15 protein-coding genes are annotated in these 11,583 nt (G+C 62.6%); 8 read left to right on the forward strand and 7 right to left on the reverse strand.

Translation table 11 applies throughout. The features are described from left to right. Positions 1–4 precede the first annotated feature (4 nt). The 8 genes from HJA_RS02740 (at position 5) to HJA_RS17765 (ending at position 6,709) form a co-directional block, all read left to right on the forward strand. Entirely contained in the window at positions 5–475 is a 471-nt protein-coding gene (locus HJA_RS02740) for a PTS sugar transporter subunit IIA (RefSeq protein WP_035577762.1), read from the forward strand. Between the two features lie 178 nt (positions 476–653). Further along, entirely contained in the window at positions 654–1,475 is an 822-nt protein-coding gene (locus tag HJA_RS02745) for a ferredoxin--NADP reductase (RefSeq protein WP_035577765.1), read from the forward strand. A 46-nt stretch (positions 1,476–1,521) separates the two neighbouring features. Next, entirely contained in the window at positions 1,522–1,923 is a 402-nt protein-coding gene (locus tag HJA_RS02750) for a hypothetical protein (protein WP_035577767.1), read from the forward strand. Positions 1,924–2,011: 88 nt separating this feature from the next. Beyond that, positions 2,012–3,502 (forward strand): caspase family protein, encoded by a 1,491-nt coding sequence (locus HJA_RS02755; protein ID WP_035577770.1) that lies wholly within the window; start codon positions 2,012–2,014, stop codon positions 3,500–3,502. An 81-nt stretch (positions 3,503–3,583) separates the two neighbouring features. Further along, positions 3,584–4,252, forward strand: a complete 669-nt coding sequence (locus tag HJA_RS02760) for a hypothetical protein (RefSeq protein ID WP_035577771.1) — start codon at positions 3,584–3,586, stop codon at positions 4,250–4,252. Positions 4,253–4,332: 80 nt separating this feature from the next. Continuing rightward, complete coding sequence (locus HJA_RS02765; RefSeq protein ID WP_035577773.1) at positions 4,333–4,698, forward strand: hypothetical protein; 366 nt, start codon at positions 4,333–4,335, stop codon at positions 4,696–4,698. 95 nt (positions 4,699–4,793) lie between these two features. Next, positions 4,794–6,200: a dihydrolipoyl dehydrogenase gene (gene lpdA / locus HJA_RS02770; RefSeq protein ID WP_035577776.1), complete on the forward strand. Its 1,407-nt coding sequence runs from the start codon at positions 4,794–4,796 to the stop codon at positions 6,198–6,200. A gap of 128 nt (positions 6,201–6,328) precedes the next feature. Then, complete coding sequence (locus HJA_RS17765) at positions 6,329–6,709, forward strand: GNAT family N-acetyltransferase (RefSeq protein WP_162177015.1); 381 nt, start codon at positions 6,329–6,331, stop codon at positions 6,707–6,709. A 4-nt stretch (positions 6,710–6,713) separates the two neighbouring features. On the opposite strand, the gene HJA_RS02780 is transcribed toward HJA_RS17765, so the two are convergent. The 7 genes from HJA_RS02780 to HJA_RS02810 form a co-directional block, all read right to left on the reverse strand. Further along, positions 6,714–7,025 carry a winged helix-turn-helix domain-containing protein gene (locus tag HJA_RS02780; protein WP_035577778.1) on the reverse strand — a complete coding sequence of 104 codons (312 nt, stop codon included), beginning with the start codon at positions 7,023–7,025 and terminating at the stop codon, positions 6,714–6,716. 10 nt (positions 7,026–7,035) lie between these two features. Then, positions 7,036–7,659, reverse strand: a complete 624-nt coding sequence (locus HJA_RS17770; protein ID WP_051597279.1) for a hypothetical protein — start codon at positions 7,657–7,659, stop codon at positions 7,036–7,038. A 125-nt stretch (positions 7,660–7,784) separates the two neighbouring features. Next, complete coding sequence (locus HJA_RS02790) at positions 7,785–8,543, reverse strand: YebC/PmpR family DNA-binding transcriptional regulator (protein ID WP_035577780.1); 759 nt, start codon at positions 8,541–8,543, stop codon at positions 7,785–7,787. A gap of 114 nt (positions 8,544–8,657) precedes the next feature. After that, positions 8,658–9,395, reverse strand: a complete 738-nt coding sequence (locus HJA_RS02795) for a DUF4328 domain-containing protein (protein WP_035577782.1) — start codon at positions 9,393–9,395, stop codon at positions 8,658–8,660. A gap of 78 nt (positions 9,396–9,473) precedes the next feature. Beyond that, the gene (locus HJA_RS02800) at positions 9,474–10,049 is read right to left on the reverse strand and encodes a TetR/AcrR family transcriptional regulator (RefSeq protein WP_035577785.1); all 576 of its coding nucleotides are present in this window, start codon (positions 10,047–10,049) and stop codon (positions 9,474–9,476) included. A gap of 115 nt (positions 10,050–10,164) precedes the next feature. Then, positions 10,165–10,725 carry a carboxymuconolactone decarboxylase family protein gene (locus HJA_RS02805; RefSeq protein WP_035577788.1) on the reverse strand — a complete coding sequence of 187 codons (561 nt, stop codon included), beginning with the start codon at positions 10,723–10,725 and terminating at the stop codon, positions 10,165–10,167. A gap of 186 nt (positions 10,726–10,911) precedes the next feature. Further along, the gene (locus HJA_RS02810; RefSeq protein ID WP_035577790.1) at positions 10,912–11,343 is read right to left on the reverse strand and encodes a hypothetical protein; all 432 of its coding nucleotides are present in this window, start codon (positions 11,341–11,343) and stop codon (positions 10,912–10,914) included. Positions 11,344–11,583: the final 240 nt, after the last annotated feature.

Here is an 11,583-nt window from a genome sequence, read left to right on the forward strand (position 1 = left end):
TTACATGGCGACCGATCTGAGTTCCCTGCTTGAAGGCGGGGTTATCCTGCCGTCGTTCGACGCGACGAGCCGCAAACAGGCGATACACGCTCTGGCAGAAGCCCTTGCAGAGGCAAAGGGCCTCAATGCACGCCAGATCGAGGACGCTGTGATGGAACGCGAACGCCTCGGGTCGACCGGTGTCGGCGAAGGCGTTGCCATTCCGCACGCGCGGATCGAAGGGCTTGAAAAGCCGGTTGGCGGCCTGCTGCGCCTCGACGAAGGTGTCGACTTCGAAGCTATTGATGAGCGTCCGTGCGACCTGATCTTCATGTTGCTGGCACCGAAAACCGCCGGCGCAGATCATCTTCGCGCGCTGGCGCAGGTGTCGCGCGTGTTCCGCCAGAGTGCGGTCCGCGACAGCCTGCGCGCAGCCCACAGCGAAGAGGACATCCGCGCCGTCGTCTGCCGGGAGACGGCAGAACCGTCTGTCTGACCCGGCCAGCATCCCGGAATAAAGAACCCGCCGGGCACTCCGGCGGGTTTTTTCATGCTGCCGGATATTCTCCGGACCAGGTCGACTCTTGAGGAAATCTGAAGCGTTCTTCTGCCACATTGCAATCTGGCCGTGCGATAGTCATTTGCCGCTGAGTGTTACTGATAAGGGGTCTGCCATGTCCGTTGATGCGACCGGAGCTGCAACTGGGGCTGCTCGAGTCAATCCGAATGCGCCGACGGAAGAAACCGTCCTGGCGGTCGAACACTATACCGATCGCCTGTTCCGCTTCCGCATTACCCGCCCGCGCAGCTTCCGGTTCCGCTCCGGCGAGTTCGTGATGATCGGCCTGCCCAAGGAAGACGGCCGGCCGCTGCTGCGCGCCTATTCGGTCGCCTCCCCCGCCTGGGACGAGGAGCTGGAGTTTTACTCCATCAAGGTGCCGGATGGCCCGCTCACTTCGCGCCTCTGCCACATCCAGCCGGGAGACAAGGTCCTGCTGGGCAAGAAGCCGACCGGCACGCTGGTACTGGACGCCCTCCTGCCGGGCAAACGCCTCTACATGTTCTCGACCGGAACGGGCTTTGCCCCCTTCGCCAGCCTGGTGCGCGACCCCGAAACCTATGAACGTTATGACGAGGTCATCGTCACACATACATGCCGGGAAGTGGCAGAACTGACTTATTCGCGCAATCTGGTCGCCGATTTGGTTAACGACCCTCTCGTAGGGGAAATGGTCGAAGGGAAGCTGCGCCTCTACACGTCCTGTACGCGCGAGCCGCACGACCATCAGGGCCGCATCACCGATCTCATAGAATCCGGAAAACTCTTTGAAGATCTGGGAGTTACCCCGCTTGACCCGGCAACTGACCGGGGCATGATCTGTGGGTCGATGGAAATGATCCAGGACACCAAAGCCCTCATGATCAAGGCCGGCCTGACCGAGGGTTCCAACGCCTCACCCGCTGAATTTGTTATAGAAAAGGCATTTGCGGGCTAGCCTCAGCCGTGGCATCTAGTCATCCACTTTAGCTGGGAGGCTGAATATGACGCGCAAACTGGTCGGCGCTGTCGTAGGTATCGTACTGGCCATGCTGGTGGTCGCCCTCGTTCAGACGGTGGGCCATTACCTGTTCCCGGAACCTGAACTCCCGGCAAATCCCTCACCGCAACAGCTGCGCGACGCGGTGGCAGCGGCACCGGTAGGTGCCAAAGCCATGGTGGTCCTCTCCTGGTTCCTGGGTGCGCTTGTCGGCGTCTGGGCCGCCTTGCGTATCTCGAACGGCGCCCGGCGCTCGGCCCTCGTCGTGGCAGGCGCTGTGCTGCTACTGACCATCGCCGTCCTCCTGTCGGTCACTCATCCGACCTGGATGGTGGCCCTTGGCCTGCTGGTCCCGGTCCTGGCAACTTTCCTGGCAACGCGTATTGTGCCTTTCGCCGAAGCCTGACGGCCCGCGCCCTTTTCCCCTTCCACGCTTACCTCTCGACGCCGGTTAACCATGCCGCTAGATTCCGTCCCAAGTGGGAGGATACGCCTTGGCTAACCGACTGACATTCCTGCGCCGGGCGTTTCTGGCCTGCGCCTGTCTGCTTCTGCTGCCCTCTGCAGCATTCGCGGAAACCCGCCTCGGCCTTGTCATTTCCCAGACCGACTATGCCGGCGACCTCTCCCGCGTGACCAGCGCCAGCCAGGAAGCCGACACGATCGCCTCGGCGCTGATCGAGACCGGGTTTGACGTCACCCGCGCGCATGACCTCAACAAGCGCGACCTCGCCGCAACACTGAACGCCTTCCGGCGCAAGGTCGACATGGCCGGGCCGGACGCCGTCGCTTTCGTCTACTATACCGGCCATGGCGCCCAGCATCCGGAAAGCGGGGATTCCTACCTGCTTGGGGTCGATGCCGAACTGGTGGCCGCCTCCGACCTCGCCTTTTACGGCCTCGACATGCAGACCCAGCGCGACGGGTTTGCCGCAACGGGCGCCAAGGCGATCTTCCTCGTCTTCGATGCCTGCCGGAATGTGCCGGGCTTTTCCGGCTACAAGGCCGGCGTCAAAGGCCTCTCCCGCGTCGAGGCGCGGCCGGACATGCTGATCGCCTACGCCACCGGCCTCGACGATGTGGCCAAGGAAGGCGTGTATGCGCCGGTGCTGGCCGAGGAGATCCGCCGGCCGGGCCAGAAGGCCGAAGACGCCTTCGCCGCCGCCCAGCGCCGCGTGGCCGGACGCACCAACCGCTCCCAGCTGCCCTGGACGAACAACCTCCTCTACAACGAGTTCTGCTTTGCCGCCTGTGAAAAGCCGGCCATCACCGAGCGGCCTGAGCCCTTCGAACTGGTTATGTCCGGTTCTGAGCTCGATCAGGCTTTCTTGTCCGCATATGGCGAATTCGGCAAAGCGACCGTGGAAATCAAAGCGGAGGAAGAGTTTGGTGGCCAGATGGAGACGTTCACGTTCGAGCCCGCCTTCGCCGTCAAGTTCGACGATTACATCGCCCTGGTCTCCAAGGGCACCAACAAAGACGATGCTCACGTCAATGTTGGTCGTATCAGCGCTCACTACATCAAGGATGGGGAAGTGATCGGAACGTGGCTGGGGCTTGCCTACGGCAATGGTTTCGGCATGCCGCCCGACTATTCACTCCGCACCGGCCTTCTGAACTACCCGACCATGATGGTGAAATCCGGCTGGATGGGTCAGGGTCAAGTGCTTGCCAGCGAAGATGTCATCGAAATCACGCCTGACGGACCGATATTTCGCGCCAGCGTGCCGACCCTGGATGACACGACCGGTGCCGCCTATGAAGAATTGAGACCTTGCGTCCTGGAAGGCACGATCAAACCGTCCCGATCGGGCGCAGACTCTTTCCTCGTAGATTACAAATTCACCAGCGAGATCAAAGGCACAGACCGTCTGGTTACCTATACACTCAACCCCGCGTCAGGCGAGTACGTGCCGGATTTCGAGTATGAACAGGAAATCTGCGCATCGCTCATGTTCGACGCGCTGGAAGGCAACGGCAACTAATCGCCCGAAAAGGCGAAACTGAACAAATTTCATCGATTGTGTTCAGCGGATCGTCACCACGCGCGTGATACGGCGTTAAGCATGCTCCGCCAGCTTATCGCCATCCTGATCACCTGTTTTGCGATCGCCTTTGCTTTTGGCGCGCTGACAGCCGTGCGCTGGCCGTCGATCATGATGGCCGTCAGCTGGCTCGCCCATGACCAGCTGGCCGATGGCCTCGCCACCGTAAACTGGCGCCAGCTCGGCATCGACAATGGCGGACCGTATCTGCTGGCTGCACTCTGCTTCTACTGCTCAGCTGCCATGGTCGCTTCGCGCCGGCGCGGCGGAGTGGCCTGGTATCTCTGCGGCATGGGCGCAGGCTTTCCGGTTTTCTATCTCGTGACGTTCGAGCCCGGCTGGTGGCAGGATCCCAGTATTGCCGAAGGCGGTGTCGCAGGGCTCGGCGCCGTTGGCGTCCTGCTGCTGCTCGCCGTCTGGGAACTGCGTTACCGCCCTGCCCGGCAGGTGGAACAGGCTGAGGTCCAGCCCGAAGAAGTGCAGCAGCCCGTGGTCCAGACCATTGTCGTCCAGCAGGCGGCGGATGGCGAAGAGCCGATTGTCGTGCGCAAACATGTGTTCGGCCAGCCGAAAACCCGGCCCGGTTTCGTCCCGGCGGCTGTCGCCCGCCAGCGCGCAAGCTTTGCCCATCACGGCCGCAAGGCCGCCGCCCGCCGGCAGAAAGTGCTCGAAGCCCGCGGCCTCGCCTGAGCCTGCAGACCCTGAATTTGCTTCGCTTTGCGCTCACATGGCGTATGGTCTCCGCAAAATGACCAAGAGGGAGGCTTGTCATGACATTGCGGAATCTCGCCGGCTTTGCGCTGGCCGTACTGGCCGCCTGGCTGCTCTGGGGCGGCATTCACACGGTGAACATCATTGTCTCGCGCGGCAGCCCCCTGTCCGACGCGCTACTCTCCCCGCCGACCAGCCTGTTGCGAATCCTTGGTGCGTTTATCGCGGTCATTGGCGGCCTCACGGCAGCTACTGGCAAACCGTTTGGCGCCCTGCTCAGCCTGGTGGGCGTTGGCATCTTCGCGCTGCTGGCGGCCACGATGGCACTTTCGGGGGCCAATTCCGTGCTCTGGATGGATGAAGCCGTGTTTTCGGGCATCCTTGTTGTGCTGACAGGCCTGCTATTTATCCTGCCACGCAGCTGAAGCTGCGCTCCCTACCAAGGGCGCATTGATTTCAGGGCGTAAATGCCTAGGTTGGCGCTCGAATCCTCAGGCTCCTTCGCAAGGCAGAATTTCCCATGGCAGAGACCTATGACGTCGTCATCATCGGTGGCGGCCCCGGCGGCTACAATTGCGCGATCCGCGCAGGACAACTCGGGCTGAAGGTTGCCTGTATCGAATCCCGCGGCAAGCTGGGCGGGACCTGCCTGAATGTCGGCTGCATTCCCTCAAAGGCCCTGCTCCACACGTCCGACCTGTTCCGCACGGCCCAGGAGGACTTTGAGTCCATGGGCATCAAGACCGGTAAGCTGGATGTCGACATCGAGAAGATGATCGCCCAGAAAGACGAGACCGTCGAAGGCCTCACCAAGGGCATCGAATTCCTGTTCAAGAAAAACAATGCCGAATACATCAAGGGCCGCGGCAAGATCGCTGGCCCCGGCAAGGTGGAAGTCGAAGGCGCCGACGGTTCGAAACAGACGCTGGAAACGAAGAACATCGTCATCGCCACCGGGTCAGAACCGGTCAGCCTGCCCGGTATCGAGATCGATGAGGAGCGCGTGGTGACGAACACCGGCGCGCTGTCGCTGACCTCCGTGCCGAAGCGCCTGATCCTGATCGGTGCCGGCGTCATCGGCCTTGAGATGGGCTCGGTCTGGTCCCGCCTCGGATCCGAAGTCACCGTGGTCGAATATCTCGACCGCATCATGCCGGGCGCCGACAGCGAGATCGCCAAGGAAGCCCAGCGCGTCTTCAAGAAACAGGGCCTCACCTTCCGCCTCGGCCAGAAAGTGACCGGCGTGGAGAAGATGAAGTCGAAACTGAAACTCTCCATGGAACCGGCCAAAGGCGGCGACACGGAGACGCTGGACGCAGACGTCGTGATCGTGGCCGTCGGCCGCCGTGCGTATACGGAAGGCCTCGGACTTGAAAATGTTGGCGTCACGACGGACAAGCGCGGCGTCGTGCAGGTTACCGACGGCCACTTCAAGGCCGCAGACGGCGTGTGGGCAATCGGCGACTGTATCCACGGGCCGATGCTGGCGCACAAGGCTGAGGATGACGGCGTCGCCGTGGCCGAACTGATCGCCGGCAAGGCGGGCCATGTGGATTACAACCTCGTGCCCAGCGTCGTCTACACGAACCCGGAAATCGCCTGGGTCGGCAAGACGGAAGACCAGCTGAAGGAAGAAGGCGTTGAGTATGTGAAGGGCAAGTTCCCCTTCATGGCCAATTCCCGCGCTCGTACGAACCACGAAACCACCGGCTTCGTGAAAATCCTCGCCGACAAGAAAACCGACCGCATTCTCGGCGCCCACATGATGGGCCCCTGCGTTGGCGAGATGATCGGCGAACTCTGTGTGGCCATGGAATTCGGCGCCGCTTCGGAAGACATCGCCCGCACCAGCCATGCCCACCCCACCCTGTCGGAAGCCATCCGTCAGGCGGCTATGGGCGTCGAAGGCTGGACGATGCAGATGTAGTTTTGCAGCGTCCACAGCCGAGAAACGGTGGACGCGCGAAATTGTGTTGCTACTTTTAAGGCATGTATATTCATGCCGGAGCCGGCTGGCACATACGGGATTACGAAACGAGCGACGGGCAGGCCTGCATGTCGATCTTCATGTCGTGCCTGCGGAAGTTTCCGTGGCGCGGCGCGCCCCGGCCGTATGTGGCCCGGCTGATCCGCTCCCTGCCGGGCGCGAGGATCTGGGTCGCCGAAGAACCGAATGCCGGCATCATCGGCTTTCTGACGCTGCAGCCGCACGACGCCTATATCGACCACATCTTCGTGCATGAGGACTGGCGCTTCTGCGGCGTGGGCCGCGGCCTGCTGGAGGTCGCGCGGGAAGAAGCGGGCCAGCCGCTGACGCTGGATGTGGACACCCAGAATTTCGGCGCCCGCAAGGCCTATGAAGCGCTCGGCTGGCATGTCGCGGCCTCAGCTGGCGAAGACAGTGCACGCAGCCAGATCCGCCTCGTCAGCCCTTAAACGACTATTCAGCAGCCTTTATCAGCGCCTGCATCCGGTCCAGCCAGGTCAGCCAGGCCTTGCGCCCGGCATCGGTCAGGTGCACCCGCGTCTGGGGCCGGCGCCCGACGAAACGCTTTTCCAGCTCGACATAGCCCGCCTCCTCAAGCTTGCGCAGATGGGTCGACAGATTGCCATCCGTGGCGCCCACCTTGTCGCGAAGCTCACCGAACACAGCCGGACTGACAGATGTCAGATAGGCCATTATGCCGAGGCGCAGGCGCCCATGAATGACATCGTCGATGTCATTGTGGTCGAAGGGGTTTTCTCCGGACATGGATACGCGCCTAGACCGTCGCCGACGGCTCGCTCCGCATCAGGAGGATTCCGGGCAGCAGGATACAGAAGGCCGCGACCGCTGCCCCCAGCAGCCAGGAGAGGGTCGACCCGACAAGCATGACGGCGGGAACGGTCGCGATCAGCGCTGCCTGTCCGGCCAGCGTCAGAACGCGGCTGCTCGCAATCACACCGCCGGCATATTGCGCCAGCCCGTAAACCCCGACCACGAGCGGAACAGACCAGATAAACGGGTCAAAATTATCCGAGCTGAGGGCAACCTTGAAGAACGCACCGGTAAAGTAGGCCCCGAGGAACAGGCCTGCAGACTTCCAGACCAGTGCCGACACCCGGTTCCCGGTGGAGGCTGCCCCCGGCTTTTCCGGACCGAATGTGCGATGCATCGAAAAGGAGCCGCCAAGGCCCAGAATGACATACCCGCCCCAGAGAAACGCCAGGGCTTGCGGCGGCAGTCCAAACAGGCGCTCAAGAATGGCGTATTGGGCCAGATAGGCCAGCGTCGTCAGACTGCCCCACCAGACCAGATAGCGCCCGCCAAGCAGCGGCGCCTTCTCCCCTGCTTCAGCAAGGTCACGGATATAGGCAAGGTCATCGGCAAGGGATTGCGGGCTCATTTGGCTCTCTCCACAAAGAACTTTGTAATACAAAGTATATTGATAATGGAGAATATCAAGCCCCTCGTGCAGAATCTGAGGGTCAGGCTTGCCGGTGGGGAGACAAGGTCAGCTTTTGAACCGGATCACTCGCCTGCGAGGCGGGCGGCTTCCTCATCGGACAGTTCGGAATTGTCGTAGACGTTCGAGACGTCGTCGAGATCGTCCAGCACGTCGAGCAGCTTCATCAGCGTGTCGGCGGCGTCGCCTTCGATCGGCACCGTGTTCTGCGGTTTCCAGATCAGCTTGGTCGATTTGGCCTCTACCGCGTCTCCGAAATGCTCGGCCAGCGCATCAGCGACCGTCTGCAGGTCTTCGCGGGCGGTGTAGATGAAGTGGCCGCCCTCATCGGACTCGACGTCCTGGGCGCCGGCCATGATGGCGGCTTCCATGATCTCGTCTTCGCTGCCGGCTTCCGGCGGGTATTCGATCTCGCCGACCTGGTCGAAGCCGAAGGAGACAGAGCCCGTCTCGCCAAGGTTTCCGCCATTCTTGGAGAAGGCCGTGCGGATGTCGGTCGCGGCGCGGTTCTTGTTGTCGGTGGAGGCTTCCACGATGATACCGACGCCGCCGGGGCCGAAGCCTTCATAGCGGATGTCGACATAATCATCGCCGCCGCCGCCCTGGCCCTTGTCGATGGCGCGCTGGATGTTGTCCTTCGGCATCGACTGGCCGCGCGCGTTCTGGATGGCGAGGCGCAGGCGCGGATTGCCGTCCGGGTCCGGGCCGCCCATTTTCGACGCGATGGTAAGCTCCTTGGACAGGCGCGAGAACAGCGCGGCGCGCTTCTTGTCCTGGGCGCCTTTGCGGTGCTGGATGTTTGCCCATTTACTGTGGCCGGCCATGAAAATCCTCTCGGCATCGGTTCGAAACTGGAAAGGCAGGCCTTTAGCGCATGGGCGCGCCAAGGCCAAGTCAGGCCAGTCAGACGCGCAGGCGAGACCCGATCAGGCCGGCCGTCAGTCGAAGACCAGCGCCACCCCGCCCCGCAGCAGCAATGCCTGCCGCTCCGCCACCTGACCGAGGATCCTCACCAGCGCCAGCGCGGCCGTGACGCCCAGCGCCGTGTCGGCAAGCTGGAGAATATAGGTCATCATCAGCGAGTCCTCCCAAACCCGGCTGATCCAGTCGGGGATGTTCAGCGAAATCCAGGCGCCCCACCAGACAGCGAGAAGCGTGGTGGACTTTCCGGCCTCTCCGACGGCGGCGTAGGTGCCGCGATAGATCTGGCTCATGCCGAGAAAGGGCTGCCAGATGGCGGCGATGGGGATGAAATACCAGCCAACGGTCCAGCCTGGCGCCATTTTCACGATGGGCGAGCCGACCGTGAACAAATTCTTCTGCGCCCGATAGGTAAACCGTCCGACCATGATGAATGTGGCGATGGCTGTCAGGAACAGGAGCCAGCCTGACAAGGTCATGACATTGAGCGCGGTGTTTCCGCCGATATTGAAAAAGACCTCCGGCAGGCTGTGCGGCGCGAAATAATATCCCGCCAGCATCGGGGCCTGCAGGCAGATTTCGGCACTCCAGATCATCAGGCCGATGCGTGCAAACTTTGCGAAGGTCTCGACCGGGCGGGGTTTGCCATCCGGATAGGCATGTTCTTTCTGGGCCAGTTCCTGCTTGATGCGGTCGATCCCGCCAGAATCGTCTTTCACGACAGAGCCATTCGGCCCGAACTCCACGGAACTCATTACCGGCCCCTCACCTTACCCCGGTTGCAGCTTGGCCGCGAAATAATTCCCGCGCAAGGGTAGAGCGGACACAATTGCTCAGGCCGGGGCGAGCAGGTTTCTGCGGGCGGTTTCCATGGCGCCGGTGAAAACGCCGGTGTCGGCGCTGGCGCGGGCGACCAGCAGCGCGCCCTGAATATCGATGATGGCGGCAGTGGCCCGGCGTTTCGCTTCGGCGGCGGGAATGCCCGCCCCTTCCAGCGCGGCGGCCAGCGCAGCGATCCAGTCCTTGAGGATCGCCTGCACCTTGCCGGCAGACTCCGGCGCAAGGCCCGGCGAGACCATGAGGCTCGCCACCAGGCAGGGCTCGCGCCCGCAATCATACATCTCGCTGGTCGTCTGCAGCATGGCATCGACCCTCTCCGCCAGCGGGGTATCCCCGGCAAGCGGCGCGAGGATGTTCGCCTCGATCTGGCTGTGGGCAAAGTCAGCGACGGCGGACACCATTTCATCCTTCCCGCCCGGGAAGTGGTGATAGAGGCTGGAGCGGCCAAGCCCCGTCGCCTCCGAAATGTCCGACAGGGCCGCGCCCTCGAATCCGCGATGGCGGAACAGGTCGAACAGTTTGCGGACAATTTCGTCCCGCGAATGAGAGGGTCTTGCAGCAGCGCTCATGGGGGCACCCTTCCGCAATTGACCGGGAAAATCAAAGCGCTTTTCAGAAACGCGTTTGGGGGAGAGCGGCACCACCGGCCGCCCTCCCCCATCTGGCGCTTCCTTAGCTTTGACTTCAGGCCGGTTCGGCCACGCGTTCGGCGGTGACGACCGGGAAGTCGATCTCGGTGCCGAACACTTCGTTCAGATAGTTGGTGAAGACGTTGAGGGCGACATGGCCGACGATTTCCACCAGTTCGCCATCCGACAGGCCGGCCGCGCGGGCCGCTTCAATATCGGCGTCTTTCACGTCGCCGCGGGCGATGGCGATCTTGCGGGCGAGCCCCACAGCCGCATCGGCTTTCGCATCGGAAGCACGGCCGCCGCGGGCGCGGATGATCTCGTCTTCCGGCAGTTTCAGCATATTGGCCGCGATATAGGAGTGGGCCGAGTTGCAGTAGGAGCAACCATTGACGTTCGCGATGGCGAGGGCGATCCGCTCCCGTGTGGCGGCCGGCAGCTGGCCCTTGCCGAGCGCGCCGTTCAGCGACAGCAGGCCATCCAGGGCAGCCGGGCTGTTGGCGGTGAGGCGGTAGAGGTTCGGCACGATGCCGAGGGAAGCTTTCACACCGTTCAGCGAGGTGTGCGCTGCGGCCGGGGCGTCTTCGATCGTGGCGGGGGTCGGGATACGGGACATGGGTATTTCCTTGTTTGATCAGGGTGACATCAGGGGTCGGTTGAAGGTTCAGTGTCTTTCGACCCGGCTTATGTACCGATCGTTCGGTTCAATACAAGGCACCTCTCAAAAGCGTGATCGCCAGCACGTGCGGCGCCCGTGAAGGCGCTTGGTGGATGGGGTGAGTTTTCGGGGTCAAGGTCGGCTTCAGGTTTCCGGCAGGGGGAGGGGCAAGCCCCTCTCCCCCGGGAGAGGGGTTGGGGTGAGGGGCAGCGTTGCCGCCGCAAGCGCTGTACGTGCGGAAGCGCCTTTACCCCTCACCCCTGCCCCTCTCCCAGTGGAGAGGGGGCGCAAGTGGAGATAGGCGGGTGCTGCCGCGCGCCCGTCGCATGCGGCGGCGAGACGATCAGAGGCATGGGCTGCGAGCTTCAGGATCGCGCGCCCTTTCTTCTGCCCCGGCATCCACTCGATGCTGACCAGATAGACGCGCAGATTGTCCGTCACGCTCCAGCGATACACCACGCCGCGCCCATAGGCGGCGCGGATCTGCGCGCGCAGCATCAGCACCTGGACCCAGATAATGGGCCAGAGAAAGGCGAGCTTCGGCGGGAAGTGCGAGGGTGGGTGAAAGAGTGACATGGTCCGTACTATACGTCAGGGGACGGAGGTGTCGGATAAGTTTGTTTTTGGGGGCGTGGTTGCAGCAGGATGGGGTGGCGAAAGTGTTGGATAAATTCTCTCCACGCGTCATCCCCGGCCGCGCAGCGGTCTGGGGATCCATCTCTGAAAGGTGTCTCGGGCGCGTCACGCGCATGACGTACTTGCTGCTTCTTTCAGAGATGGGCACCCGGATGGCCGTTGGCCATCGGGCGTGACGCG

It is taken from the genome of Hyphomonas jannaschiana VP2 (assembly GCF_000685215.1).
Taxonomy (GTDB): Bacteria; Pseudomonadota; Alphaproteobacteria; order Caulobacterales; family Hyphomonadaceae; genus Hyphomonas; species Hyphomonas jannaschiana.

Bases quoted from the DNA above. Each gene is read 5' to 3' on its own strand.
- HJA_RS02810 (WP_035577790.1), bottom strand. From the start codon at position 11,343: ATGTCACTCTTTCACCCACCCTCGCACTTCCCGCCGAAGCTCGCCTTT.
- HJA_RS02780 (WP_035577778.1), bottom strand. From the start codon at position 7,025: ATGTCCGGAGAAAACCCCTTCGACCACAATGACATCGACGATGTCATT.
- HJA_RS17770 (WP_051597279.1), bottom strand. From the start codon at position 7,659: ATGAGCCCGCAATCCCTTGCCGATGACCTTGCCTATATCCGTGACCTT.
- HJA_RS17765 (WP_162177015.1), top strand. From the start codon at position 6,329: ATGTCGATCTTCATGTCGTGCCTGCGGAAGTTTCCGTGGCGCGGCGCG.
- HJA_RS02765 (WP_035577773.1), top strand. From the start codon at position 4,333: ATGACATTGCGGAATCTCGCCGGCTTTGCGCTGGCCGTACTGGCCGCC.
- HJA_RS02740 (WP_035577762.1), top strand. From the start codon at position 5: ATGGCGACCGATCTGAGTTCCCTGCTTGAAGGCGGGGTTATCCTGCCG.
- lpdA (WP_035577776.1), top strand. From the start codon at position 4,794: ATGGCAGAGACCTATGACGTCGTCATCATCGGTGGCGGCCCCGGCGGC.
- HJA_RS02795 (WP_035577782.1), bottom strand. From the start codon at position 9,395: ATGAGTTCCGTGGAGTTCGGGCCGAATGGCTCTGTCGTGAAAGACGAT.
- HJA_RS02805 (WP_035577788.1), bottom strand. From the start codon at position 10,725: ATGTCCCGTATCCCGACCCCCGCCACGATCGAAGACGCCCCGGCCGCA.
- HJA_RS02750 (WP_035577767.1), top strand. From the start codon at position 1,522: ATGACGCGCAAACTGGTCGGCGCTGTCGTAGGTATCGTACTGGCCATG.
- HJA_RS02800 (WP_035577785.1), bottom strand. From the start codon at position 10,049: ATGAGCGCTGCTGCAAGACCCTCTCATTCGCGGGACGAAATTGTCCGC.
- HJA_RS02760 (WP_035577771.1), top strand. From the start codon at position 3,584: ATGCTCCGCCAGCTTATCGCCATCCTGATCACCTGTTTTGCGATCGCC.
- HJA_RS02790 (WP_035577780.1), bottom strand. From the start codon at position 8,543: ATGGCCGGCCACAGTAAATGGGCAAACATCCAGCACCGCAAAGGCGCC.
- HJA_RS02745 (WP_035577765.1), top strand. From the start codon at position 654: ATGTCCGTTGATGCGACCGGAGCTGCAACTGGGGCTGCTCGAGTCAAT.